At 70.6% G+C, this 25221-nt stretch carries 20 protein-coding genes, 1 tRNA gene and 1 pseudogene; 15 read left to right on the top strand and 7 right to left on the bottom strand.

Annotated elements, in window-relative coordinates; translation table 11 throughout:
• Positions 1 to 59 precede the first annotated feature (59 nt).
• Both mfd and E3T54_RS00380 read left to right on the top strand, forming a co-directional pair.
• A complete protein-coding gene (mfd, locus tag E3T54_RS00385) occupies positions 60 to 3809 on the top strand; it encodes a transcription-repair coupling factor (RefSeq protein WP_134474091.1) in 3750 nt (1249 codons plus the stop codon).
• On the top strand, positions 3806 to 4534 hold the full coding sequence (locus E3T54_RS00380; protein WP_134474090.1) for a MazG family protein: 729 nt from the start codon (positions 3806 to 3808) through the stop codon (positions 4532 to 4534). Before mfd ends, E3T54_RS00380 begins: the two co-directional genes overlap by 4 nt.
• A 101-nt stretch (positions 4535 to 4635) precedes the next feature.
• Here the strand turns inward: E3T54_RS00380 and E3T54_RS00375 are convergent, their stop codons facing one another.
• Both E3T54_RS00375 and E3T54_RS00370 read right to left on the bottom strand, forming a co-directional pair.
• Positions 4636 to 5739, bottom strand: coding sequence for an ABC transporter permease (locus E3T54_RS00375; protein WP_241976972.1), 1104 nt, complete (start codon positions 5737 to 5739; stop codon positions 4636 to 4638).
• The gene (locus E3T54_RS00370; protein ID WP_241976971.1) at positions 5736 to 6707 is read right to left on the bottom strand and encodes an ABC transporter ATP-binding protein; all 972 of its coding nucleotides are present in this window, start codon (positions 6705 to 6707) and stop codon (positions 5736 to 5738) included. The genes E3T54_RS00375 and E3T54_RS00370 overlap by 4 nt, the downstream gene beginning before the upstream one ends.
• Before the next feature lie 82 nt (positions 6708 to 6789).
• On the opposite strand from E3T54_RS00370, the gene E3T54_RS00365 reads away from it, so the two are divergent.
• The 8 genes from E3T54_RS00365 (at position 6790) to E3T54_RS00330 (ending at position 14161) form a co-directional block, all read left to right on the top strand.
• The gene (locus E3T54_RS00365; RefSeq protein WP_092321239.1) at positions 6790 to 7323 is read left to right on the top strand and encodes a ferritin; all 534 of its coding nucleotides are present in this window, start codon (positions 6790 to 6792) and stop codon (positions 7321 to 7323) included.
• A gap of 109 nt (positions 7324 to 7432) precedes the next feature.
• Positions 7433 to 8695, top strand: coding sequence for a histidine--tRNA ligase (gene hisS / locus E3T54_RS00360; protein WP_134474089.1), 1263 nt, complete (start codon positions 7433 to 7435; stop codon positions 8693 to 8695).
• A 77-nt stretch (positions 8696 to 8772) separates the two neighbouring features.
• Positions 8773 to 10053 (top strand): phosphopyruvate hydratase, encoded by a 1281-nt coding sequence (gene eno, locus E3T54_RS00355; protein ID WP_092321241.1) that lies wholly within the window; start codon positions 8773 to 8775, stop codon positions 10051 to 10053.
• Positions 10054 to 10155: 102 nt separating this feature from the next.
• The gene (locus tag E3T54_RS00350) at positions 10156 to 10632 is read left to right on the top strand and encodes a septum formation initiator family protein (RefSeq protein WP_134474088.1); all 477 of its coding nucleotides are present in this window, start codon (positions 10156 to 10158) and stop codon (positions 10630 to 10632) included.
• The gene (locus E3T54_RS00345; protein ID WP_134474087.1) at positions 10629 to 11159 is read left to right on the top strand and encodes a DUF501 domain-containing protein; all 531 of its coding nucleotides are present in this window, start codon (positions 10629 to 10631) and stop codon (positions 11157 to 11159) included. The genes E3T54_RS00350 and E3T54_RS00345 overlap by 4 nt, the downstream gene beginning before the upstream one ends.
• Positions 11156 to 12442: a S8 family serine peptidase gene (locus tag E3T54_RS00340; RefSeq protein WP_134474086.1), complete on the top strand. Its 1287-nt coding sequence runs from the start codon at positions 11156 to 11158 to the stop codon at positions 12440 to 12442. Before E3T54_RS00345 ends, E3T54_RS00340 begins: the two co-directional genes overlap by 4 nt.
• A gap of 40 nt (positions 12443 to 12482) precedes the next feature.
• Positions 12483 to 13952: an NAD(P)/FAD-dependent oxidoreductase gene (locus tag E3T54_RS00335; protein ID WP_134474085.1), complete on the top strand. Its 1470-nt coding sequence runs from the start codon at positions 12483 to 12485 to the stop codon at positions 13950 to 13952.
• Positions 13953 to 14087: 135 nt separating this feature from the next.
• Positions 14088 to 14161 (top strand) — tRNA-Leu (locus E3T54_RS00330).
• Positions 14162 to 14168: 7 nt separating this feature from the next.
• On the opposite strand, the gene E3T54_RS00325 is transcribed toward E3T54_RS00330, so the two are convergent.
• Positions 14169 to 15092, bottom strand: a complete 924-nt coding sequence (locus E3T54_RS00325; protein WP_092321246.1) for a Ppx/GppA phosphatase family protein — start codon at positions 15090 to 15092, stop codon at positions 14169 to 14171.
• 24 nt (positions 15093 to 15116) lie between these two features.
• The gene (locus E3T54_RS00320) at positions 15117 to 17156 is read right to left on the bottom strand and encodes a hypothetical protein (protein ID WP_134474084.1); all 2040 of its coding nucleotides are present in this window, start codon (positions 17154 to 17156) and stop codon (positions 15117 to 15119) included.
• 284 nt (positions 17157 to 17440) lie between these two features.
• Here E3T54_RS00320 and E3T54_RS00315 point away from each other — a divergent pair, with 284 nt between their 5' ends.
• From E3T54_RS00315 to E3T54_RS00305, 3 genes are read left to right on the top strand one after another with little or no spacing between them, the layout of a single operon-like run.
• On the top strand, positions 17441 to 18679 hold the full coding sequence (locus E3T54_RS00315; protein ID WP_174844372.1) for an alanine racemase: 1239 nt from the start codon (positions 17441 to 17443) through the stop codon (positions 18677 to 18679).
• Entirely contained in the window at positions 18676 to 19989 is a 1314-nt protein-coding gene (locus E3T54_RS00310; RefSeq protein WP_134474083.1) for a D-arabinono-1,4-lactone oxidase, read from the top strand. The genes E3T54_RS00315 and E3T54_RS00310 overlap by 4 nt, the downstream gene beginning before the upstream one ends.
• Positions 19986 to 21434: a glycoside hydrolase family 1 protein gene (locus E3T54_RS00305; RefSeq protein WP_241976970.1), complete on the top strand. Its 1449-nt coding sequence runs from the start codon at positions 19986 to 19988 to the stop codon at positions 21432 to 21434. Before E3T54_RS00310 ends, E3T54_RS00305 begins: the two co-directional genes overlap by 4 nt.
• 80 nt (positions 21435 to 21514) lie before the next feature.
• Here the strand turns inward: E3T54_RS00305 and E3T54_RS00300 are convergent, their stop codons facing one another.
• Together E3T54_RS00300 and E3T54_RS00295 are read right to left on the bottom strand one after the other, a co-directional pair.
• A complete protein-coding gene (locus tag E3T54_RS00300; protein WP_134474082.1) occupies positions 21515 to 22249 on the bottom strand; it encodes an ABC transporter permease in 735 nt (244 codons plus the stop codon).
• A complete protein-coding gene (locus E3T54_RS00295; RefSeq protein WP_370254497.1) occupies positions 22246 to 22884 on the bottom strand; it encodes an ABC transporter ATP-binding protein in 639 nt (212 codons plus the stop codon). The genes E3T54_RS00300 and E3T54_RS00295 overlap by 4 nt, the downstream gene beginning before the upstream one ends.
• Positions 22885 to 23157: 273 nt before the next feature.
• Between E3T54_RS00295 and E3T54_RS00290 the strand changes: the two genes are divergently transcribed.
• Both E3T54_RS00290 and E3T54_RS00285 read left to right on the top strand, forming a co-directional pair.
• Positions 23158 to 23724, top strand: coding sequence for a LemA family protein (locus tag E3T54_RS00290; protein WP_134474080.1), 567 nt, complete (start codon positions 23158 to 23160; stop codon positions 23722 to 23724).
• Between the two features lie 12 nt (positions 23725 to 23736).
• Positions 23737 to 24624 (top strand): M48 family metalloprotease, encoded by an 888-nt coding sequence (locus E3T54_RS00285; protein ID WP_134474079.1) that lies wholly within the window; start codon positions 23737 to 23739, stop codon positions 24622 to 24624.
• Positions 24625 to 25112: 488 nt separating this feature from the next.
• On the opposite strand, the pseudogene E3T54_RS00280 reads toward E3T54_RS00285, so the two are convergent.
• Positions 25113 to 25221: pseudogene (locus E3T54_RS00280) on the bottom strand (integrase core domain-containing protein); the annotation flags it as partial.

Genomic DNA, 25221 nt, shown 5'->3' with positions numbered 1-25221 from the left:
GTTCGGCGGGCTGCGTCGGCGTTCGGCGGGCTCCCACGTGGCTCAGATAGACTTGCCTGGTGATCCTTTCGGGCTTAATCGCAGCGCTTTCGCGCGCCTCCACCTTCGATAACGCCCTCGTTTACGCGAACCGGGACGCCGATTTTTCGCTCGCCGAGGGCCTCCGGGCGCCCCTGCTGGCCGGCCTGATGGACGGCCGCCCGGCCGAGGACCGTGCCCTGCTCGTGATCACGGCGACCGGCCGCGAATCGGAGGCGCTCCGCGAGAACCTCGCCTGCTTCGATTCCGAGGCCGAGATCATCGACTTCCCGGCCTGGGAAACGCTCCCGCACGAGCGGCTCAGCCCGAGCGCCGAAATCGTCGGCAGGCGCCTCTATGCCCTCCGCCGGATGCGCGACTGGGAAGAAGCCGACCCGTCCACACGCCGCCCGCTCATCGTCGTCGCCTCGGTGCGCGCGGCCCTGCAGCCCGTCTCCGACAACCTCACCGACTACGAACCGATCGAGCTCACCGTGGGTGCGCGCGGCCACGACCTGGCGGCGATCGCCCTCGGTCTCGTCGACGTCGCCTACTCCCGGGTGGACATGGTCACCCGGCGCGGCGAGTTCGCCGTGCGCGGCGGCATCCTCGACGTCTTCCCGCCGATCGCGCCGCACCCGTACCGGATCGAGTTCTTCGGCGACGAGGTCGAGCAGATCCGGGCGTTCTCGGTTGCCGACCAGCGTTCCCTGCCCGAACCGGTCGCCTCGGTCAGCCTTCCGCCGAGCCGCGAAATGCTGCTCAGCCCCGCCGTGCGCCAGCGCGCCCGCGAGATGCAGCACGAGTTCCCGAGCCTGGCCGGCATGCTGGCGAAGATCGCCGAGGGCATCCCGGTCGACGGGATGGAAAGCCTCGCCCCGGCCCTCGTCGACCGGCTCGTGCCGATGACGCACTACCTGCCCGGCGCCACCGCGATCGCCGTCATCTCGCCGGAGCGGGTCGCGTCGCGCGCCATCAGCCTGGGCGAAACGAACCGCGAGTTCCTCTCCGCGGCCTGGAGCGCCGCCACCGCCGGCGCCGAGGCGCCGATCGACCTCGAGTCGGGCGAGTTCCTCACCCTCGGCGCCCTCCGCGACTCCGTCAAGTTCAGCGCGCCCGGCGCCCCGGCATCCCGCCACGCGTGGTGGACGTTGAGTTCGTTCCAGGCCGCCCCCACCGATGAGGTCGTGCTCCCGGAGCACCGGGAGCTGGATGACCTGCTCACGGTGCGCCTCGATGCCCAGGCCGTGCCGAGCTTCCAGGGCAACGTCGATGGCGCCGTGGGCCACCTCGCCGAGCGGCTGAAGGACGGCTGGACCGTGGCCGTCGTCGCCCAGGGCGCCGGGCTGGTCGAACGCGCCGCCGACGTGCTGGCCGAACACGAGCTTCCCGCCCGGATCGTCACCGAGTTCCCGGCGAACCCCGAGCCCGGCATCGCCTACCTGCTCAAGGCATCCGTCGACCACGGTTTCGAGCTCCCCGAAACGAAGCTCACCCTGGTCAGCGAGTCGGAGTTCTACGGCCGCACGGTCGGCTACGACGCCCGGCAGGTCAAGAAGCTCGCCAGCCGCCGGAAGAACGTCGTCGATCCGCTGCAGCTGAAGACCGGCGACCACGTCGTGCACCAGACGCACGGCATCGGCCGGTTCCTCGAGCTCACCCAGCGCGAGGTGTCCAGCGGCGGCCGCAACCCGGTGAAAACCAAGCGCGAGTACCTCGTGCTCGAATACGCCCCGTCCAAGCGCGGGCACCCCGGAGACAAGCTGTTCGTGCCCACCGACCAGCTCGACCTGGTCACCCGCTACGTCGGCGGAGAGGCCCCGGCGCTGAGCAAGATGGGCGGCAGCGACTGGTCGGCGGCCAAGACCAAGGCGCGCCGGGCCGTGCGCGACATCGCCGTCGAACTCGTCAAGCTCTATTCGGCACGGATGGCCAGCAAGGGCCACGCCTTCGGGCCGGACACGCCCTGGCAGCGCGAACTCGAGGAGTCGTTCCCGTTCGCGGAGACGCCCGACCAGCTCACCACGATCGACGAGGTCAAGGCCGACATGGAGCGGCCGATCCCGATGGACCGGCTGCTCTCCGGCGACGTCGGCTTCGGCAAGACCGAGGTGGCCGTGCGGGCCGCGTTCAAGGCGATCCAGGACGGCAAACAGGTCGCGATGCTCGTGCCGACGACGTTGCTTGTGCGCCAGCACATGGAGACCTTCCAGGAACGATTCGCTGGTTTCCCGATCCACCTGCGCGCCCTCTCGAGGTTCCAGACCGAGAAGGAATCGAAGGAGACGATTGCCGGGATGCTGGACGGCACCGTCGACCTCGTGATCGGCACGCACCGGCTGCTGTCCGAGTCGATCGTCTTCAAGGACCTCGGTCTCGTGATCATCGACGAGGAGCAGCGCTTCGGGGTGGAGCACAAGGACGCCCTGAAAAAACTCAAGACGAACGTGGACATCCTTGCGATGAGCGCCACGCCGATCCCGCGCACGCTCGAGATGGCGGTCACCGGCATCCGGGAGATGTCGACCCTGGCCACCCCGCCCGAGGACCGGCACCCCATCCTCACCTTCGTCGGGCCGCACTCGGACCGCCAGATCGCCGCGGCCATCCGCCGGGAGCTGCTGCGCGAGGGCCAGATCTTCGTCGTGCACAACCGGGTGTCGAGCATCAACCGGGTCGCCGCCCACCTGTCCGAACTCGTGCCGGAGGCGCGGATCGCCGTCGCCCACGGCCAGCTGCCGGAGGCCCAGCTCGAGCAGGTCGTCGTGGACTTCTGGGAGCGCAAGTTCGACGTGCTCGTCTCGACCACGATCATCGAAACCGGCCTCGACATCGCCAACGCCAACACGATCATCATCGACCGCGCCGACAAGTTCGGCCTGAGCCAGCTGCACCAGCTGCGCGGACGGGTCGGCCGTGGGCGCGAGCGGGCCTACGCCTACTTCCTCTACGACGAGAACAAGCCGCTCACCGAGATCGCCCACGACCGGCTGTCCACGATCGCGGCGAACAACGAGCTCGGCGCCGGCATGCAGGTGGCGCTCAAGGACCTCGAGATCCGCGGCGCGGGCAACCTGCTCGGCGGCGAGCAGGCCGGCCACATCGCCGGGGTCGGCTTCGACCTGTACCTGCGGATGATCGGTGAGGCCGTGAGCACGTTCCGCGGCGACGTCGCCGAGGGGCAGACCGAATTGCGACTGGAGCTGCCCGTCGACGCGCACATCCCCGAGGACTACGTGGACAGCGAGCGGCTGCGCCTCGAGGCCTACCAGAAGCTCTCGACCGCCAGTTCGCCGACGGCGGCGAAGGAACAGATCGACCTCGTGCTGGAGGAGCTCACCGACCGCTACGGCGAACCGCCGCTGCCCGTGCAGAACCTCATCGCGGTGTCGCGACTGCGCTGGCTGGCCCAGCAGATCGGGCTCAGCGAGGTCGTGGCGATGGGCTCGAACCTGCGCGTCGCCCCGGCCGAGCTGCCCGATTCGATCCAGGTGCGCCTGCAACGGATGTACCCCGGCTCGCGTTACTTCACCCAGAACGGTTCGCTCACGGTGCCGATGCCCCGCGTCAGCGTCGGAATGGGAGCGGAGGAGCCGCTCGAGGACTCGGCGCTGATCGAGTGGGCCGGCAGCCTGCTGGCCACGATCTTCCCCGTTCAGGCCGCAGAGGCATCCGCGAAGGGTGCCGACAAGGCCGCCGACAAGGGTGCCGACAAGGCCGCCGACAAGGCTGCAGCGGACAAGGCGGCCGCCAACCCGACGCTCAAGACCAACCCCCGGAGGCCTTCATGACCAACCCAGACGTCCAGCCGGACGCGGCCCAGCCGAGCCAACTCGACCTCCTGATCGAGACGGTCGCGCGGCTCCGCGCGCCGGGCGGCTGCCCGTGGGACGCCGACCAGACCCACGAATCCCTGGTGCAGTACCTCGTCGAGGAGAGCCACGAACTCATCGACGCGATCGAGGCCGGCGGCCGCGAGGAGATGATCGAAGAGCTCGGCGACGTGCTCTACCAGGTGATCTTCCACGCCGACATCGCGGCGCAGACCCGCGGCGAGGACTTCGACATCCAGGACGTCGCCGCGCACATGAACGCCAAAATGGTCGGGCGGCATCCGCACGTCTTCGGCGACCTGGTGCTCGACACGGCCGACGACGTCGTGGCGGCCTGGGACGACTTCAAGGCCGCGGAGAAACCGCACCGCACGAGCGTGCTCGACGGGATACCGCAGGGCATGCCCGCGCTCGCGCTGGCGGACAAGGTGCTCGGCCGCGCGCAGAAGATCGGCCTGCTCGAGGCGGATGGCGGTTCACCGCTGGCGATCTCGAGCGAAGACGAACTGGGCCCGATCCTGCTCGCCATCGTCTCCGCGGCCAAGGCCCAGGGACTCGACTCCGAGCGGGCGCTCCGCAGCGCACTCCGCGACCTGCAGGACGAGATCCGCGCCGCCGAGGCCGAGCAAGCCGAGCTCGGCGCCGATTCCGCCGACGCCGGCATCATCGGCTTCCCGACCTAGCCCCGTTCCTCCCCGCGAAACCGCAGTTGTGCGCGAAATAACGCCCTCATAACGAGCACAAGTGCGTTTTCGCGGGGGGAGTCGCGGGGAGGAACGGGGGGTCAGGCGACCCGGCGGCCCGTCGGGAGGCGGCGCGCGGGGGTGATCGTGCGGCGCCAGGCCCAGAGCAGCGCCCCGACGGCCAGGGCCAGGTGGATGCCCAGCCCGACGAACCAGGACGGCACCGCGCCGTCGTAGGTCTCGCGCGGTGTCGGGGGCTGTTCTTCGGCGGTGACGTCGTATTCGCCCGTCCAATCGCACCACGGCGACTCGGTCTGCAGGTCGGGCGCGGCCTGCGCCTGGCGCACCGAGACCGCGATCCAGCCGAACAGGTCCTGGGGGTTGCCGGCGGCGTCGAAAACGCCGGGGGACGCATCCGCCAGGACGACGTAGGGGTTCGCGGCGAGCACCCACCAGTAGTAGTCGAAGCGGGGGACTTCCCTCGTGGTCGTCGGGTCGGGGCACTCGCTGCTCGCCGGGGACGTCGTGGCCTCTGACCGGGTGGCCGTGCCGAGCAGGGCGAACGAGATCAGCGTGCCGACGCTCAGCGCGGCGACGATCAGGTAGGTGACGACGATCGAGAACAGCGGGCGGGTGACGATGCCGGAGAGCCCGACGCCGACTGCGGCGATGACTCCGAGCTCGACGGCGAGTACGAGCACGGAGACGGCAATCGTGCCGAGCGAGACCTCGCCGAGGGCGACCGCGAAGAGCAGGAACGGAACCGCGGCCGCGAGGAAGGCGAGCGCCGTGATCCAGGCCGCGACGAACTTGCCGAGCACGAGTTGGCCCGTGCTGATCAGGGTGACCTGGGTCGTGGCGAGCGTGCCGATGTCGCGGTCGCCGTTGATGGCGTTGCCGCTCAGCGCGGGCGAGACGAGCGTGCCGAGCAGCAGCACGAAGAGGATGACGGTCGAGAAGACTCCGCCGCCGCCGGTCTCCCAGGCGGTCGTCGAGAGCCAGAGCAGGATCGTGACCGCCGCGACGAGGAGCATGAAGATGCCGAGCAGCACGTACCAGGCGACTCCGCGCACGCGCTGGCGCAGCTCGAGCGTGACGATGAGCCAGAGTCCGGCGACGACGTCGCGCACTCGTCCGCGGCCGGAAGCGCCACCGGCAGCGGGGCCCGGTGTCGGGCGGGGTGCGTCGGTGAGTGTGCGGCTCATGCGGATGCCCCGTCCTGGAGCGCCGGTCGATTGAGGCCCTCGAATGTGTGCTCGAGATCGCCCACCGCCGGGCCGAAGGCGGTCACCGGCACTCCCGCGGTGACGAGCCGGGCCAGCAGCTCGGCCGCGGCGGCCTCGCTCGAGACCTGCACGAGCGTGCCGAGGTGGTCCGTGTCGGCGGCGGCTCCGGCGGCCCGGAGGGCGCCGCCCAGCGCGTTCGGGTCGAGCGAACGGATCCGCCAGGACCGGGCGCCGGCGCCGGCCTGGGCGATGCGCTCGGCGCTGGCCGTGACGCCGTCGGCGAGGTACACCGCGGCATCCGCCATTTCGTCGAGTTCGGCGAGCACGTGGCTGGAGACGAGGATGGCCGTTCCCTCGCCGGCGAGACGCCGCACGAGTTCGCGGAGCGCCACCCGGGCGGCCGGGTCGAGGCCGGATGCCGGTTCGTCGAGCAGCAGCACGGAGGGGGAGTGCACGAGGGCGCGGGCCAGGCTCAGCCGCTGCTTCTGCCCACGGCTGAGCACGCGGGACGGCCGGTCGGCGAGGGCCTCCAGGCCGGTCAGGCCGATCAGCTCGGTCGCGCGCGCGGCAGCGGCGGGCCGCGTCATCCGGTACATCCGCCCGGTCACCTCGAGGGAGGCGCGCACGCTCAGGCTGGGCCAGGAGCCGAGCACGTCGGGCATCCAGCCCATCGCGGCGCGCACGGCCTGCGGGTCGGTCACCGGGTCGTGGCCGGCGATCGTGATGGTTCCGGTGTCGGGGGCGAGCAGGCTGGCGAGCACGAGCAGCAGCGTCGTCTTGCCGGCGCCGTTGGGCCCGATCAGGGCGGTCACCGATCCCGGTGGCACGGTCAGAGTGGCGTCCCGCACCGCGTGCACGCTGCCGAACGAGCGGCTCACCCCCGTGACCGATATTCCCTGCGGTGCACTGTGCTCCAGGTGTGCGTGCCCCATGTGTGCGTGCTCCATCGTTGCCCCCTCCGGCTGTGCCCGAAGTCTAGGGGGATGTCGCGCGGTAGCGGGGGATGCCGGGGGCCGGTACCGTCGAACCATGAGCGAGACTTCCTTCAACGAACTTCTGTCCACCCAGATCGGCAACGAGTTTGCCGCGTCGCAGCAGTACATCGCGATCGCGGTGTGGTTCGACAACGAGGACCTGCCTCAGCTGGCCGCGCACTTCTACCGCCAGTCGATCGAAGAGCGCAACCACGCCATGATGCTCGTGCAGTACCGCCTGGACCGCGACCTCGGCGTCGAGATCCCCGGCATCCCGGCCGTGCGCAATTCCTTCGCCAACGCGGTCGAGCCGATCGCGCTGGCCCTGGCCCAGGAGAGGCAGGTGACGAGCCAGATCGAGGCACTGTTCCGGGCGGCCCGGGCCGACGGTGACGCCCTCGGCGAGCAGGCGATGCTGTGGTTCCTCAAGGAGCAGGTCGAGGAGATCGCCTCGATGTCGACCCTGTTGACGATCGCGCAGCGCGCCGGCGACAACCTCTTCGACATCGAGAACTACATCGCCCGCGAGACAGTCGGCTCGGCCGCCGTCGAAGCGGACGCCCCCGGATCCGCCGGCGGCGCCCTCTAACCCCTCCGCACCCCCGCGAAACTGCAGTTGTGCGCGCTAAAACGCGTTCATAACGCGCACGAGTGCGTTTTCGCGGGGAGGGGGAGGGCGACCTGACAGAATCGGGGGTATGGCTTCCTCCGTTAATCCTCCGCGCGGCATGCGCGATTTCCTCCCTCGGGAGAAGGCCGCCCGCGAGCACGCGCTGGGCGTGATCCGGCAGAGCTTCGCCGCCCACGGGTTCGACGAGATCGAAACCCCGGTGATGGAGGACTCCGCCCTGCTGCACTCGGGGCTGGGCGGCGACAACGAGAAGCTCGCCTTCGCCGTGCTGAAGCGGGGCCTCGGGCCGGCGGATGCCGCGGCTGCCGCCGCCTCCGGCGACCTGCTCGCCCTGGCCGACCTCGGCCTCCGCTTCGACCTCACCGTGCCGCTGGCCCGGTTCTACGCGACCCACCGCGCCGAACTGCCCGCCGTGTTCCGGGCGATCCAGATCGCCCCGGTCTGGCGCGCCGAACGCCCGCAGAAGGGCCGCTACCGCCAGTTCGTGCAGTGCGACATCGACATCATCGGCGAGGCCGGCCCGCTGGCCGAGATCGAGCTGATCACGGCCACGGCAGCGGCCCTCGACGCCCTCGGCCTGGCCGGCTGCTCGGTGCGCATCAACGACCGCCGCATCCTCACCACGCTGCTCGGGCACTGGGGCGTGCCGCCCGAGCGGAACGAGCGCGCCCTGATCACCATCGACAAGCTCGACAAGATCGGCGTCGACGGCGTCGTGGCCGAACTCGCCGGCCTGGGCCTCGCAACCGAGGGCATCGCCGACACCCTGCGCGCCATCGGCTCGGCCGGCTGGGACCTCACCGAAGCCGATGGCGCCCCAGCGCCCGCCTGGCTCGACGCCGCAGCCTACGCCGACCTGCGTGCGCTCCGCGCCGCCCTCCCGGGAGTCGAACTCGTCTTCGACCCGACCCTCGTGCGCGGGATGGGCTACTACACCGGCACCATCTTCGAGATCGCCCACCCCGACCTGGCCTATTCGCTCGGCGGCGGCGGCCGCTACGACGGCATGATCGGCCGCTTCCTCGGCACGGATGTCCCCGCCTGCGGTTTCTCGATCGGCTTCGAACGCATCGTCGACCTGCTCGGCGCCGACGAGGCATCCGCCGCGAACGCCGTCGTGCTCGTGCACGAGAAGGACGCCGACCCGGCGCGGCTGGTCGCTCTGAAGTCCGCCCTCGTCGAGGGCGGGCTGCGCGTTCGCCTCGAGCGGCGCACGAAGAACCTCAAGGCGCTGCTCGACCGGGCGGGCGAGGCCGGCTACAGCCGGTTCGCGTTCGTCACAGCCGAGACCGTCGACGCGTCATCGCTCGACTTCAAATCCCTCGCTTAGGGCGCATTCACTAGACTGTTCAGGGATTCCCCCGAGGTTTTCCTCACGCCCCCACACCCCAAGCACAGGAGACAGTTGTGGCACTCATTGAGGCAGTAGACGCACGCGAGATCCTCGATTCCCGAGGCAACCCGACCATCGAGGTCGAGGTGTACCTGGAGGACGGCACGATCAGCCGCGCCGCCGTTCCGTCCGGCGCATCCACCGGAGCCTTCGAGGCCTACGAGCTGCGCGACGAAGACCCGAAGCGTTACCAGGGCAAGGGCGTGCTGCAGGCCGTCGACGCCGTCATCGACGAACTCGGCCCGGCGATCGAGGACCTCGACGCCAGCGACCAGCGCATCATCGACGCCGTGCTCACCCAGATGGACGGCACCGAGAACAAGGAGCGCCTCGGCGCGAACGCCATCCTCGGCGTGAGCCTGGCCGTCGCCAAGGCGGCCGCCAGCTCGAGCGGGCTGCCCCTCTTCCGCTACCTCGGCGGCCCGAACGCGCACACGTTGCCGGTTCCCCTGATGAACATCATCAACGGCGGCTCGCACGCCGACAACGATGTCGACATCCAGGAATTCATGATCGTCCCGATCGGCGCCGAGTCGTTCAGCGAGGCCCTCCGCTGGGGCGTCGAGACCTACCACGCGCTCAAGGCGCTGCTCAAGTCGAAGGGGCTCTCTACCGGCCTCGGCGACGAGGGCGGCTTCGCCCCGAACCTGCCGAGCAACCGCGCGGCCCTCGACCTCATCGTCGAAGCGATCACCAACGCCGGCTACACGCCCGGCACCGACATCGCCCTGGCCCTCGACTGCGCGGCGACCGAGTTCTTCAGGGACGGCGCGTACCACTTCGAGGGCAAGAAGCTCTCGGCCCAGGAGCTCGTCGGCTACTACGCCGAACTGGTCGAGGCCTACCCGCTCGTCTCGATCGAAGACCCGCTCGAGGAAGAGGACTGGGACGGCTGGGTGCACCTCACCGCCGAGCTCGGCGACAAGGTGCAGATCGTCGGCGACGACCTGTTCGTCACGAACCCGGTGCGTCTGGCGCGCGGCCTCAAGGAGAAGGCCGCGAACTCGATCCTGGTCAAGGTGAACCAGATCGGCACGCTGACCGAGACGCTGGATGCCGTGGCCCTGGCCCAGCGCGCCGGCTACACCGCGATCCTGTCCCACCGCTCCGGCGAGACCGAAGACACCACGATCGCCGACCTCGCCGTCGCGACCGACGCCGGCCAGATCAAGACCGGAGCGCCTGCCCGGAGCGAGCGCGTGGCTAAGTACAATCAGTTGCTGAGGATTGAAGAAGAGCTGGGTGAGGCCGCCGTGTACGCGGGGCGCTCGGCATTCCCGCGCTTCAGCGCCTAGTTCGACCGGGGCTCGGGGCGCGTGGGTCAGCCCGCCGCTTCGAGCCCCGTTGTTTCCGTTCCCATTTCCGTTTGATTGCACGCCCAGCGAAAGGAGTTGCCCGTGGAGAGGACCCGTACCCCGCGGCAGCCCGCCGCCGGCCGGGCGGACACGCCCGTGGGCGGCTGGATCCGCGGCATCCGCAACTCGGGGTTCTCCTTGGTGATGATGGGGATCCTCGTGCTCGCCGTCGTCGTGCTCGCCCCGAGCCTGCGCACCTACGGGGAACAGCGCCAGGAGATCGACCGGCTGAAGGCGGCCGTCACCGATCAGCAGGACACCGTCGACCACCTGAAGTCGGAACGCGAGCGCTGGAACGACCGCACGTTCATCACGACCCAGGCCCGCGAGCGGCTCTCCTACGTGCTGCCCGGCGACATCAGCTTCCTCGTGATCAATGACCTGAAGCTCCCGGTGACCGGCCTCGAGGGCGACACGCCTGTCAGCACCGACATCCAATCGACCGACGTCGACTGGCTCACATCCGTCTTCGCTTCGGTCATGACCGCCGGCCTGGCGCCGGAGGAGGCATCCCCATGACCAGACCCCCCTTCGGGCCCGTGACGGCGGAGGACATTGCCACCGTCTCCGCGCAGCTGGGCCGCCCGGCCCGGGACGTCGTCGGCATTGCCGCGCGCTGCGTTTGCGGCGCCCCGACCGTCGTGGCCACCGCGCCCCGGCTGGGCGACGGCACGCCGTTCCCCACCCTCTACTACCTGTGCCACCCGGCGGCGACGACGGCCGTCTCATTCCTCGAGGCCACCCAGGTGATGAACGAGTACAACGAGCTGCTCGCCGAAGACGACGAGGTGCGCGCCCGCTACCAGGCGGCGCACGAGAGCTTCCTCGCCGACCGTGAATCCCTCGGGTCCGTTCCGGAGATCGCCGGGATTTCCTCCGGCGGCATGCCCACCCGGGTCAAGTGCCTGCACGCCCTCGTCGCGCACTCGCTGGCCGCGGGGCCCGGCGTCAACCCCATCGGCGACCTCGCCCTGGCACGCTCGGCCTGGACGCCCAGCGTGTGCGAATGCCTCGACTACAGCGCACAGGGCCCGGCGGGGGCATGAGCATCGCCTGGCGCCGACTGGGCGCCGGCGTCGCCGTTGGCCTCGCCGTCGCCGGGCTGGGACTCGCCCCGGTGCTCGTCGATTCGACGCCCGCGCGCGCCGACCAGGTTCGCGACCTGGAGTACTGGCTGAACGACTACGGCTTCACCCAGGCCTGGGCCACCAGCAAGGGCGCCGGGGTCAAGGTCGCCATCATCGACACCGGCGTCGCCGGCGGCGTGGCGGACCTGGCCGGCGCGGTCGTGGGCGGCACGGATGTCTCGGGCCTCGGCACGCCGAACGGCCAGACTCCCGTGGGCGAGGGCAGCGAACACGGCACCCTCGTCGCCTCGCTGCTCGCGGGCCGGGGGACCGGCACCGACGCGGGCATCATCGGCGTGGCCCCGGAGGCATCGATCCTGAGCGTTTCGCTCGCGTTCGGCTCGAGCGGCGCCACGGTGAGCAACGACGACCAGATTGCCGAGGGCATCCGCTGGGCCGTCGACAACGGTGCCTCCGTGATCAACATGTCGCTGACCCGGAACACGCTCGACTGGCCGGAGAGCTGGGACTCGGCGTTCCTGTATGCCTTCGAGCACGACGTCGTTGTCGTGGCCGCCGCCGGCAACCGTGGCAGCGGTACAACCGAGGTCGGGGCTCCGGCGACGATCCCCGGCGTGCTCGCGGTCGCCGGGGTGAACCGCAACAAGACGGCGAGCTTCGACGCCTCCTCGCAGGGCATCACTATCTCGGTTGCCGCGCCCAGCGAGAAGCTGGTGGGCGCCGTGCCGGCGGGCGGCTATGTGCAGTGGAGCGGGACGAGCGCCGCGGCGCCCATCGTCTCCGGCCTGGTCGCACTCGTACGCTCCGCCTACCCGGAGCTCGACGCCGCCGGGGTCATGAACCGCATCATCGCGACGGCGGATCCGAACGGCCGCGAGGTCCCGAGCCCGATCTACGGCAACGGACTGATCAACGCGGCCGCGGCGGTCACGGCAACCGTCCCCGCCGCCGCGGGGCCGACGCCGACCGCCCTCCTCAAGGACTGGATCCACCTGCACCGGCGCGCCGACACCACGCCGACGCCGACGCCGACGCCCACTCCGACCGCGGCAGCGCCGATCCAGCCGAGGGAAGATCCCTCCCTGCCCCCGTGGAACAAGGCCGCGGTCTGGCTGCCGAACCAGCACACTCTGACCTATGTCAGCATCCCGCTCGCCGTCCTCCTGGGGTTTGGTATCCTAGTAACGCTGTTCGGCACAGGGGCCACTCGGCATTTCAGGCGGATTCGACGCGAGTCGTAGGTTTTCGCACATCCAGGATTATGTAGGAGGCCTTTTCATCGTGCCCAGAATTCTCATCGTCGGTGGCGGCTACGCCGGGTTTTACACCGCATGGAAGCTTGAGAAGTGGCTGCGTGCCGGCGAGGCAGAGGTCACCGTCGTTGACCCGCTCCCGTACATGACGTACCAGCCGTTCCTCCCCGAGGTCGCGGCCGGCTCGATCGAGCCCCGCCACTCCGTGGTCGCACACCGCCGTCACCTCAAGAAGACGACCGTGATCACGGCCAAGGTCACCAACGTGAACCACGCAACGAAGTCAGCGACGATCACCCCGGCGGTCGGTGAGCCGTGGGAGTTCGAGTACGACCACGTGGTCGTGACCGCTGGCGCCGTGTCGCGCACCTTCCCGATCCCGGGTGTCGCCGACCAGGCGATCGGCCTCAAGACGATCGAAGAGGCCGTCGCCATCCGCGACCGCGTGCTCACTAACTTCGACAAGGCGGCGCAGCTGCCCGCCGGGCCCGAGCGCGACCGCTTGCTCACCTTCGTCGTCATCGGCGGCGGTTTCGCCGGCATCGAGGTCTTCGCCGAGCTGCGTTCGTTTGCCAGCTCGCTGCTCAAGTCGTACCCGCAGATCAGCTTCGAGGAGACGCACTTCCACCTGATCGAGGCGATGGGCCGGATCATGCCCGAGGTCTCCCTGGAGACCAGCCACTGGGTGATCAAGAACCTGTCCCAGCGCGGCGCGGAGATCCACCTGGACACCCAGCTCACCTCCGCCGTCGGCGGCAAGATCGAACTGTCCACCGGGGAGAGCTTCGAAACCGACCTGATCGTCTGGACCGCCGGAGTGATGGCCAACCCGGCCATCGTGCGCCACACCGACCTTCCGATCGAGGAACGCGGCCGCCTGCAGGTGCGCACCGACCTGCGCGTCGGCACCGAGGACGTCATCATCGAGGGCGCCTGGGGCGCCGGCGACGTCAGCGCGGTCCCCGACCTCAGTGGTGGGGGAGTCGGCGGCTTCTGCGTGCCCAACGCCCAGCACGCCGTGCGCCAGGGCAAGCTGCTGGCGAAGAACCTCGTCGCCACCATCCGCGGCGAGGGCACCAAGGAATACCTGCACAAGAACTTGGGTGCCGTCGCCGGTCTCGGCATCGGCCACGGTGTCTTCCAGTCGGGCAACCTTGCGATCAAGGGCCTGCCGGCCTGGTTCGCCCACCGCGGCTACCACGGCCTCGCGATGCCGAGCTGGGAGCGCAAGATCCGCGTAGTCTGGGGCTGGGTGAACAACTTCTTCCTCGGCCGCGACATCGTCTCGCTGAGCGCCGTGCAGGACCCCCGCGCGGTCTTCGAAGAGTACGCCGCTCGTCCGAAGCCGCCGGCCGCCGCAGCACCCGCCGCGGCACCCGCCGTCGAAGCCAAGGCCCCGCGCGCGCCCCGCAAGGTCGCAGCGAAGGCAGCTCCGAAGAAGGATGCCGCCCAGACCGTCGCGGACAAGCGCGAGGCGGCGGCCCTCTCTGCCAAGTAAGGTTCCGGGCCTGCCGAGAGGCAGGGTCACCCGAAGGGTCGGTGCGTGAGCGCCGACCCTTCTGCGTACCCCCGGCGAGTGCGCCCCGTCCGCGCGCACCCCCTACGCTTGAGACGTCCGAGATCACTCGAACGCGCCCCCGTAGCCCAATCGGCAGAGGCAGACGACTTAAAATCGTCACAGTCTGGGTTCGAGTCCCAGCGGGGGCACACGGTGTCAGCCGAGGCGGTCCAGGTAGCGCAGGATGATCCCCTCGCGCAGCGCCCACGGCGACACCTCGAGCTCGTCCACGCCGAACGCGGCCATGGCCTCGCCGAGCACGATGCCGCCGGCGACGATCTGGAAGGTGCGGTCGGCCGTGATGCCGGGCAGCGCCGGCCGGGCCTCGGCGGGGATCCGGGCCAGCCGCGGCACCCAGTTGGCGAGCTGCGAGCGGGTGAGGAGCATCCGTTCGCCGGCGCCGGACCCCGACACCGTGCCGGCCAGCCGCGCGAGGGAGCGGATCGTCTTCGACGAACCGACAACGTGGTGGGGTGCGGGCCGTCCGGCAAAGCCCGCGACGGCATCCGCGAGCACGGCGGCAGCATGCTCACGCAGCGCCTTGACCTGGTCCGGCAGCGGCGGGTCGTTGTGCAGGAAGGCGATGGTGGAGCGCCCTGCACCGATGGGCAGCGAGATCGCCGACCGCGGGTACTCGTCCGCCCCTGAGGCGATTTCGAGCGAACCCCCGCCGATGTCGAAGAGCAGGATCTCCCGGGCCGACCAGCCGTACCACCGCCGCACCGCGAGGAAGGTGAGGCGGGCTTCGTCCTCGCCCGACAGAACCTGCAGCGCGACCCCGGTCTCCCGCTCGACCCGGGCGAGCAGCTCGGGCCCGTTGGTGGCCTCGCGGAGCGCCGAGGTCGCAAAGGGAAGCAGCTCGTCGATGCCGTGGGTGCGGGCGACCTCGGCGGCGTTCCGAACGGCGGAGAGCACGGCGGCCACGCCCTCGTCGGTGATCGCGCCCTCCGGCGTGAGGTAGCGCATCAACCGCAGAACGGCCTTCTCCGAGGCCATCGGCACGGGAGGGGCACCGGCCCGGGCGTCGACAACGAGCAGGTGGACGGTATTGGAACCGACGTCGAGGACTCCCAGGCGCACCTTTCGACCTTAGCGGCCCGGCGGTCAGCGGAGCGCGGGCACCACGAATCGCTGCCAGGCCCACGCTCCGACGCAGAGTGCGGCGAAGACCGCCACGGCGGCCCAGAGGAACGTCACCGTGCCGTCGCTGTACCAGCTGGCGACCACGGGGGAGAGCACCGCGAAGAAGAACGTGTTGGCGAGCACCGTCAGGCCCGCCCAGATCGGAGGGGACCAGGCCAGGATCCTGCGCCCGCTCGTGCTGCCGAGGGGGACCAGCACGAGCACGACCGACCCGATGGCGGCGAGAACCACGGCATTCAGGGTCTCGGCCGCCAGCGCACCGACGAAGCCGGTGGCGCCGGGCAGCGCTCCCAAGGCCAGCCAGGCGAGCACGGCGAGCAGGATCAGGCTGCCCGCACGCACCGCGGCCAGTTGCCCGCGCCGGTGCGCCGGGGCGCCGTCGGCGACCGCGACGCTGCCGAGCAGGCCGAAGACGAGGGCGGGCTCGATCTCGAACACCCGCGAGGCCAGCGCGGCCACGCCGACCAGGAGCAGGTAGCGCGGCAGGAAGGTGGCCGAGGCCGGGGTGTGCAGCACCCGGGAACTCCACCAGAGCGGAACGAGCGTTCCCGCCGCGTTCACGACGACGAGGCCGATGACGACGGCCACCAGCAGGCGCAGGTAGGCGGGCCGGTCGGTCACCGGGCCGGAGAGCATGATGAGGGTTGCCGCGGCGAGCAGGGCGGCGCCGCCGAGGAGCCATCGGTTGAGACGCACGGCCGGGGCCACCTCGAATTCCTCTCCGGCCCGGTTGCGGCCGGTCAGGGGCATCCGGTGCCAGAGCGGACGACCGTCCCGCGAGCGGGAGATGGTGCCGGCCAGCAGGCGCGCGGGCATCGCGACGAGCACCAGGGCCCCGAGCGCCCAGAGGACGGCCTGGAGCCACGGGAACGGGCCGGCCGACCCGGGAGGGGCCACTGCGCTCGTGAACGCGGTGGCGTCATCCCAGTCTCCGGTCGTGCCGGTCCCGTTGCCCGGGACGTGGGCCTCGAAAGGCGGCGCGGGGGGCGGCGTCGCTTCGGCGGTTGCCTTCGGGGGGACCGGGGCGGCGGGGATGGCCGGCGCCGCGGTGGACGGCTTCGGGTTGGAGGCCGGGCGCGGTCCGTAGGCGACCCGGATCGGTGAGCTGCCGGGGCCGACGTTGCCGGCGGCATCCTGCTGAACCGCGGTCACCGAGTACGAACCGGCGGCGACACCGCCCCCCGAGCAGCGCCACGCGCCCGTCTGCACGGTGGCGCTGCAGACCGAGTAGGCGCCGGCGAAGACGGTCACTCGGGCGCCGGTTTCCCCGGTGCCTGAGTAGTCGGCGCCGCCGAGCGGCACCCGGTCGCCACTGGTGGGGGCGCTGATCAGGGGAGCGGTGGGAGCGTCGACGTCGAAGAAGACGTTGACCGGTTCGCTCGCGTTCGAGGACGACGGTGAGCTGTAGCCCGTGGACTGGCTGGCGGCCACCTGCCTGTCGCCGCCCTGCAGCGGCCCGGTGAACAGGCAGACCCAGTCGCCGGCGTCATCGACGGTGGAGACGCACTGCCCGCCTCCGGACAGCCGGGCGGTGACGGATGCTCCGGGGTAGCCGGTTCCGCGCACCATGCCGTTGGAGGAGTCCTGCCCGCGGGCGCCGCCGGAGACCGTGGGCTCCCCGAGCACGGCCACCGTGATCTCGTCCCACAGGTCCGGTTCGCCGGCGACAACGACGCGGAGGGCGATGGACGGGCCGTTGGGCAGCGGAATGCCGGTGCACGCCCACTCGGTGCCGCCGTCGTCCGGGACGAAGCACAGGGGATCCCCGCCTGCCGGGTCGAGGACCTGCACGTCCTGCCCCGCGCTGCGGGTGCCGGCCAGGCTCGTGGCGGAGCTGCCCACGAAGACCCCGTCGGACGGGCTCGTGATCGCGGGTGCGCCCGCCCGCGCCGCGACCGGCGTCGGGGTCGGCGTCGGGGTCGACGTCGGGGTCGACGTCGCCGGGGGAACCAGTTCTTCCGCGAGCGCGGCGCCGGGGGTGCCGGCCAGGCTCGCGAGCACGACCAGGGTGGCGCCGAGAACGCCGATACAGGGGTGCGAAACGCGCCGCGGTGGGTGCGCGGTTGCCCGCCCTGCCCGGCCCGCGACTCGTGGCGCTTCGAACCGCCTCGTTCTGCTCACAGTCCCCCGACCCTCAACCCCCATTTCAGGGGGACGGCGAGGCAAAGTCAACCCCCCGCACCCGCAGGACGAGACACTGCGTCACATTCGTTATCAGCCCGGCGCGATCATCCGGATTCGGTGCCTGTCGCGGGAGCCCGGCTCGCCGAAGTAGAGTCGGTGCGGTGAGGGAAATCGATCTGTCCCGGCGGCCGGATGCCGCCCCCTGGCTGACCCCGGAGTCGTACTGGCCGCACCTCACCGCCGCGACCTCGGAGCGGGACGCCCCCGTCGCGGCCCTGCACCTGGACGCGCTCCGCCACAACGCGCACCAGCTGCTGGCTCGCGCGGCCGGGACCCCGATTCGCGTCGCCACGAAGTCGATCAGGGTGCGCAGCGTGATCGACGCCGTCCTGGCCCTGCCGGGGTTTCGCGGGGTGCTCGCCTACACGCTGGCCGAGTCGCTGTGGCTGGCCGAGACCGCCGACGACATCCTCGTCGGGTACCCCACCGCGGACCGGTCGGGCATCGAGCGGCTGGGGCGCTCGCCGGAGCTGGCCGCGCGGGTGACCCTCATGGTCGACTCGATCGCCCACCTCGACTTCATCGATTCGATGCTCCCAGCGGGAAGCCGCGCCCCGATCCGGGTCTGCCTCGAGCTCGACTCGGCGTGGGATGTCCCCGTCTTCGGCCATGTCGGCGTGCGGCGGTCGCCGGTGCACACCGCGGAGGATGCCCGCGCCCTGGCGATCGCCATCGTCGCCCGTCCGGGCTTCCGGCTCGTCGGGATGATGGGCTACGAGGCCCAGATCGCCGGCATCCGTGACCGCCCGGCCGGGCAGCCCGCCCGGGGCGCGGTCAACCGCTTCGTCCGACGCCGTTCGATCTCGGAACTCGCCGAGCGGCGGGGCGCGGCCGTCGCGGCCGTGCGCCGGATCGCCGAGCTTGAATTCGTCAACGGCGGGGGCACCGGGTCGATCGAGAGCACCCGCGCGGACGCATCCGTTACCGAGCTCGCGGCCGGAAGCGGCCTGTTCGGCGGGCACCTGTTCGACGGGTATTCGAGTTTCCAGCCGGCGCAGGCGGCGGCCTTCGCCCTGTCGGTCGTGCGGAAGGCCGCCCCGGACACGGCCGTGCTGCTCGGCGGCGGCTGGATCGGCTCCGGCCCGCCCGGCCGGGACCGTCTCCCGCTCCCGGTGTGGCCGGACGGGCTCCGCCTCCTGCCGCTCGAAATGGCCGGCGAGGTACAGACGCCCGTCGCCGGGCGCGGGGCCGAGGGGCTCTCGGTGGGGGACCGGGTCTGGCTGCGCCACGCCAAATCCGGGGAACTGAGCGAGCACGTCAACGAATTCGCGCTCGTGCACGACGGCCGGGTCGTCGACGTCCTGCCCACCTACCGCGGCGAGGGGAAAGCGTTCCTGTGAGCGCCAGCGGAGCGCTCTGGCGCAACTGGGCCCGCACCGAGGCCGTGCGCCCCCGGCGGGTCGAACGACCGGGTTCCGCCGGCGCCGTGCAGCGCGCGGTGATCGCCGCGGGCAACGCCGGCCTGCGGATCAAGGCGGTCGGGGCCGGGCACAGCTTCAGCGGGATCGCCCTCTCACCCGATGTGCAGCTGGACCTGCACGAGGTCAGCGGGGTCATCCGCGTCGACCGCGCGGCCCGCCAGGTCACCGTGGCCGCCGGTACCCCGCTGCACCGGCTGGAGCGCCTGTTCGCACCGTACGGGCTGGCCCTGGCGAACATGGGCGACATCGACCGGCAGAGCATCTCCGGCGCCATCTCCACCGGCACCCACGGCACCGGCTCCGCCCTGGGCGGCCTCGCCTCCCAGGTCGTCGCGCTCACCCTGGTCACCGGTGACGGCTCCCTGCTGACGGTGAGCGGCACCGAGAACGCCGACCTCCTGCCGGCCGCGGCCCTGGGCCTCGGGGCGCTGGGCATCATCGTCGACGTCACCCTCCAGTGCGTTCCGGGCTTCCTCCTGCACGCGGTCGAGAACACCGAGCCGCTGGAGGGCGTGCTGGAGAGCTACCTCGAGCGCAGCCGGACGGCCGACCACTTCGAGTTCTTCTGGTTTCCGCACACCGGGAGCGCGCTGACGAGAACGAACACGCGGATGCCGCTCGGGGCGGTCCGCGAGCCGCGCGGCCGGGTCTCGCGCTGGATCGACGACGAACTGCTCGCCAACGGCGCCTACCGCGGCATCTGCGCCCTTGGGGCGCTCCAGCCGGCGCTGGTTCCCGGTTTCAACCGGCTGGCCGAGAGACTCTCCGGCCGGCGCGAGTACACGGATGTCTCGACCCGTGTGTTCGTGACCAACCGCACCGTGCGCTTCCGCGAGATGGAGTACGCGCTGCCGCTGGACCTCGTCCCGGGCGCGCTGGCCGAGGTCCGCGCCCTGATCGAGCGCCGCGGCTGGCGGATCTCCTTCCCGATCGAGGTGCGCTCGGCCGCCGCCGACGACCTGTGGCTCTCGACCGCGGCCGGACGGGAAACCGGGTACATCGCCGTGCACCGGTACTACCGGGAGAACCACACCGAGTATTTCCGGGCGGTGGAGGAGATCATGCGAGCGCACGGCGGGCGCCCGCACTGGGGCAAGATCCACTACACCGACGCCGATGCTCTCCGCCGGGCCTACCCGCGCTTTGACGACTTCCTCCGGGTTCGTGACAAGCTCGACCCGGAGCGCCGCTTCAGCAACCCCTACCTGGAAAGAGTCCTCGGCCGTTGAGCACGAAGAAGTTGAACAGCAACACGCCCACCGCACGCGCCTGGCAGCACCGGGCCGGCGAACTCGGCTCCGGCCTGCCGGACGGCTTCATCGTCGGCACATCGACCTCCGGCTTCCAGGTCGAGGGCGGCGCCAGGGACGGAGGCCGCCACGAGTCGGCCTGGGACGCTTTCACGACCCAGCCCGGGCGCATCCTGGACGGCTCGAACGCCTCGGTGTCGGCCGACCACTTCCACCGGCAGGCCGAGGACGTGACGCTCCTGCGCGAACTCGGCGTGGACGCCTACCGTTTCTCCTTCGCCTGGCCCCGGCTGCAGCCGGACGGGCGCGGGGGACTGAGCCAGAGCGGATTCGCCTTCTACGACCGGCTGCTCGACGGGCTCCTCCGCGCGGGCATCAGCCCGATGGCGACGCTCTTCCACTGGGACACCCCGCTCGAGCTCCGCGGCGGCTGGCTGAACCGCGACACCGCCCAGCGCTTCGGCGACTATGCGCACGCGGTCGGCGAGGCCTTCGGGGACCGCATCGACGACTGGGTGACGCTCAACGAGCCCGCGACGGTGACCCTGGGCGGCTACGCGCTCGGCACCCAGGCGCCCGGCGAACGGATGCTCTTCGGCGCGCTGCCCGTGGCGCACCACCTGCTCCTCGCGCACGGCCTCGCCGTGCAGGGCCTCCGTGCCGCCGACGTGCGCGGCCGGATCGGGATCGCCAACGTGCATTCATTGGTGCAACCGGCCGGCGACCGGGAGGCCGACGCGGTCTTCTCGGAGCTGGTCGACGTGCTGCACAACCGGATCTTCGCCGACCCGGTGCTGCTCGGCCGGTACCCGCAGCCGCCGGAGCAGTTCACCACCGAACTCCGCGCCCTGATCGAGGTGGACGACGCGGACCTCCGCACCATCCACCAGCCGCTGGACTTCTACGGGCTGAACTACCGCGGGCCCTCCCGCGTCGCGGCCGGACGGGGAGCCTCCACGACCGCCGACGGGCAGCCCTCGGCGGCGGCCCACCTGCCCTTCCACCTCGAGCCGCTCCGGGAGTACCCGGCGACCGGCTCCGGGCATCCGATCGCCCCCGAATATCTCGGACTGAGTCTCGCCCAGCTTCGCGACCGGTACGGGGACGCCCTGCCCCCGGTCTGGATCACCGAGGGCGGCGCCGGCTTCCCCGACACCGTCGACGAGCGCGGCGCGGTGCACGACCCGGTCCGGATCGACTACCTCGCCGAGCACCTCACGGCCGCGGTGGACGCCGTCCGGCCCGGCGGCATCGCGGAGGGCGTCCGGCTGCGCGGCTACATGATCCGGTCGCTGCTGGACGGATTCGAGTGGGAGGCCGGCTACACCCAGCGCTACGGCCTCGTGCACGTCGACTTCCCCACCCAGAACCGCACCCCCAAGTCCTCCTACCGCTGGCTGCAGCGCGTCCTCTCCGCCCGCTAACCCCGCCCACTTCTCCCCGCGAAACCGCAGTTGTGCGCGCTAAAACGCCCTGATAACGCGCACAAGTGCGGTTTCGCGGGCTAGGGGGTGCGGCGGCGGAGGGTGATCGAGCCGATGACGACCGCGGCGACGATCCAGGCGCCGATGACGAGGAGCTCCGCGGCGACGTACGCGGCGTCCTCGGAGTCGGTGGCGACGGCCCGGAGCGCGTCGATGGCGTGCGAGAGCGGCAGCCAGTCGCTGATCTCCTCCAGGCCCGCGGGCAGCTGGTCGCGCGGCAGGAAGATGCCGCCGAGCAGGATCTGCGGGAACACGAACGCCGGCATGAACTGCACGACCTGGAATTCGGTGCGGGCGAACGCGCTGGCCAGCAGGCCGAGCGTCGTGCCGAGCACGGCATCGGCGACGGCCACGGCCAGAAGAAGCCAGACCGATCCCTCGATCTCGAGCCCGTAGACCCAGACCGAGAGCCCGACCGCGATGGACGACTGCAGCACGGCGAGCAGGCCGAACGCCAGCGTGTAGCCGAGGATCAGGTCGGCCTTGCCGAGCGGCATCGACAGCATCCGTTCGAGCGTGCCCGTGCGCCGCTCCCGCAGGGTGGTGATGCTCGTGACCACGAACATGACCACGAAGGGGAACAGCGCGAGCATCGCCGGCCCGATGGTGGAGAAGACCGTCGTGTCCGAGAAGATCCAGGCCACCAGCCCGATCAGCAGGCTGGGCACGACGAGCAGCAGCGCGATGGTCCGCGGGTCGTGGCGAATCTGAGCGAGCACGCGACCGGCGGTGGCGAGTGTGCGCAGCGGGGTCACGAGGCCGCCTCATCGGGCGCGGCCGGATGCTCCGCAATCAGAGCAAGGAACGCCGCCTCGATGTCGGCGGTGCCGGTGGCGGCGAGCAGCCCCTGCGGGGTGTCGTCGGCGAGGACCTCGCCGTGGCGCATCAGCAGCAGACGGTCGCAGCGCGCCGCCTCGTCCATGACGTGGCTCGAGACGAGCAGGCTCGTTCCGGCCGCCGCGAGGCGGTGGAACAGCCCCCACAGTTCGACCCGGAGCACGGGGTCGAGCCCGACCGTCGGCTCGTCGAGCACGAGGAGCTCGGGCGAGCCGAGGAGGGCGCCGGCCAGGGACACGCGGCTGCGCTGGCCGCCGGAGAGCGACCCGGCCAGCTGCCCGGCGTTGCTGCCGAGGTCGGTGGCCTCGATCACCCGGTCGACGTCGCCCCGGGGCACGCCCAGCACGGCCCGGAAGTAGGCCAGGTTCTGCCGCACGGTCAGGTCATCGTAGATGCTCGCATCCTGGGTGACATAGCCGACCCGGCGGCGGAGCGACGCGGTGCCGGCCGGTTCGCCGAGCACGGTAACCTCGCCCGACTGCACGATCTGCACCCCGACGATCGAGCGCATGAGCGTGGTTTTACCGCAGCCGCTCGGGCCGATCAGGCCCATCACGATGCCCCGCGGCACGGTCAGGCTCAGGCCGTGCAGCACCGGATGCCTGCCCCTCCTCGCGTGCAGGTCCCGCACCACCACGGCGGGAGCTTCGTTGTTCACCATGACTGCATTATTCGCCGGTCAGGGGCGAAAGTCTTCCATTTGCCGACGGTTGGCTTGGAGTGTCATGGGAACCGGGTGGGAGCACGGGGGGCGCGGATATGATGAATCCGAATACTGCAATCACGCCGCATAAGCTCAAGCCGCCTAAGTTCAAGGAGTCGTGCCATGGAATGGCTCATCCCGGTCCTCATCGTTGTTGGACTCGTCGTCATCGTGGGAATCTACCTCTGGGTCACCTACAACTCGCTCGTCACCCTTAAGGTGCGCGTCGACGAGGCGTGGAGCGACATCACCGTGCAGATGAAGCGTCGCGCCGACCTGATCCCGAACCTGATCGAAACGGTCAAGGGCTACGCCGCACACGAGAAGACGGTCTTCGAGAACGTCACCAAGGCCCGCGCCGAATCGCTCTCCGCCCAGGGGCCGGCCGAGCTGGCCGCGGCCGAGAACCACATGCAGCAAGCCCTCCGCAGCATCTTCGCCGTCGCCGAGGCCTACCCGCAGCTGCAGGCCAGCCAGAACTACCTCCAGCTCCAGGCCGAGCTCGTCGACACCGAGGACAAGATCCAGGCCTCGCGCCGGTTCTACAACGGCGGCGTGCGCGAGCTGAATACGAAGATCAAGGTCTTCCCGAACAACCTCATCGCACGCAACCTCGGCTTCACCGAGCGTGACTTCTTCGAGGTGTCCGACTCCGCAGCCATTGCGGAGCCGCCCCGCGTGCAGTTCTAACGGCGAGCGGCAATGTATAGCGCGATCGCCAGGAACAAACGCAACACCGTTTTCATCATCATCCTGTTCCTGGTCATGATTGCCGGGCTCGGCTGGCTGGCGAACTACGTGTACAGCCCGCCCGGAAGCTACGGCATCCTGGTCATGACGCTCGTCGTGGCGATCGGGTACGCCGTCGTGCAGTACTTCATGGCCGGCCGCCAGGCCGCGGCGATGAGCGGCGGGGTGAAGATCCACAGCAAGGCGGAGCATCCGCGCCTGTGGAACATCGTCGAGAACCTGTCGATCACCACGGGCACGCCGATGCCCGAGATCTACGTGATCAGCGACCCTGCCCCGAACGCGTTCGCGACCGGGCGCGACCCCGAGCACGCGATCGTGGCCGCCACCACCGGGCTGCTCGAGATCATGGATGACTCGGAGCTCGAGGGCGTGATGGCCCACGAACTCGGGCACGTGCAGAACTACGACATCCGGGTCTCGATGATCGTCTTCGGCCTCGTCGTTGCCGTCGGGTTCATCTCGGACATGATGCTCCGGATGGCGTTCTTCGGGCGCAGCGACCGCAACAACGGCAACCCGATCGTGCTCGTCTTCGGCCTCGCCGCCATGATCGTGGCGCCGCTCGTGGCGAGCATGGTGCAGATGGCCGTGTCGAGGCAGCGCGAGTACCTGGCCGATGCCACCAGCGCGATGACCACCCGCCACCCGGATGCCCTCGCCCGGGCGCTCGAGAAGCTCGAGGCGTACGGGCGGCCGCTGCAACGCCAGAACACGTCGATGGCGCACCTGTGGATCGCCGACCCCCTCAGGCCGGGCCTGATGGCGAAGCTGTTCAGCACGCACCCGCCGATCGCCGAACGCGTGGAGCGCCTGCACACGATGGGCCGCACCTTCTAGCCGATCCGCCCCGATGGTCGATCCTGTTGCGGCCTGGCGCAGTTCGGCGCGCCGAGCTCGCCTGTTCCGGTCGAGTTCGCCAGGCACACCAGGCGAACTCGACCGGAAGTGTCCAGGTCGGCGAACGGATGCCGTCACCACGCCGAGAATCGCCGATTACGCCGAGATGACCCGGTATAGCGGCGACACTCGGCGCAAACGGCGACACTCGCGGCCGCATCCGCCTGCCCGGCCGCACCAGCCCGCCACCGCAGCGCAGGCCGATTGGACGGGGATCTCCAGGCTCGATCCCCGGCCGCCCGGCCGCCCGCGGTGGCGCTGCGCCGCTGTGCCACCCGCGCAGCGGCGCACTGCCCGCGCGACGGGATCTCGACTAGCTCGATCACCGGACACGGACAATCTCCTGGAGGTCGAGACCCGCCTTCTGCCTTCCACCTTCAGCCGAACTGTGAGTTTGGCACCTTCCCGGGTCGGCAAAGTCAAGCGGTCTAGGTGTTGTTCCCACTGACGTTGTGAACGCGGTCGATGGGTGATTTGCCGCCGATGCCGGTATGGGGTCTGTGGTGATTGTAGCTATGGATCCAGCCCTGGTAGGTG

Source organism: Cryobacterium sp. Sr8, assembly GCF_004403225.1.
In the GTDB taxonomy this organism is placed as follows: Bacteria; Actinomycetota; Actinomycetes; order Actinomycetales; family Microbacteriaceae; genus Cryobacterium; species Cryobacterium psychrotolerans.
The sequence above is the reverse complement of the archived record's forward strand: the minus strand, read 5'-3'. Positions and strand labels throughout refer to the sequence as shown.

What these genes read in the sequence shown, in the direction of transcription:
- E3T54_RS00340 (WP_134474086.1), top strand. Translation starts at nt 11,156, where the DNA reads ATGAGCATCGCCTGGCGCCGACTGGGCGCCGGCGTCGCCGTTGGCCTC.
- E3T54_RS00380 (WP_134474090.1), top strand. Translation starts at nt 3,806, where the DNA reads ATGACCAACCCAGACGTCCAGCCGGACGCGGCCCAGCCGAGCCAACTC.
- E3T54_RS00345 (WP_134474087.1), top strand. Translation starts at nt 10,629, where the DNA reads ATGACCAGACCCCCCTTCGGGCCCGTGACGGCGGAGGACATTGCCACC.
- hisS (WP_134474089.1), top strand. Translation starts at nt 7,433, where the DNA reads ATGGCTTCCTCCGTTAATCCTCCGCGCGGCATGCGCGATTTCCTCCCT.
- E3T54_RS00370 (WP_241976971.1), bottom strand. Translation starts at nt 6,707, where the DNA reads ATGGAGCACGCACACATGGGGCACGCACACCTGGAGCACAGTGCACCG.
- E3T54_RS00295 (WP_370254497.1), bottom strand. Translation starts at nt 22,884, where the DNA reads ATGGGCCTGATCGGCCCGAGCGGCTGCGGTAAAACCACGCTCATGCGC.
- E3T54_RS00375 (WP_241976972.1), bottom strand. Translation starts at nt 5,739, where the DNA reads ATGAGCCGCACACTCACCGACGCACCCCGCCCGACACCGGGCCCCGCT.
- E3T54_RS00365 (WP_092321239.1), top strand. Translation starts at nt 6,790, where the DNA reads ATGAGCGAGACTTCCTTCAACGAACTTCTGTCCACCCAGATCGGCAAC.
- E3T54_RS00285 (WP_134474079.1), top strand. Translation starts at nt 23,737, where the DNA reads ATGTATAGCGCGATCGCCAGGAACAAACGCAACACCGTTTTCATCATC.
- E3T54_RS00290 (WP_134474080.1), top strand. Translation starts at nt 23,158, where the DNA reads ATGGAATGGCTCATCCCGGTCCTCATCGTTGTTGGACTCGTCGTCATC.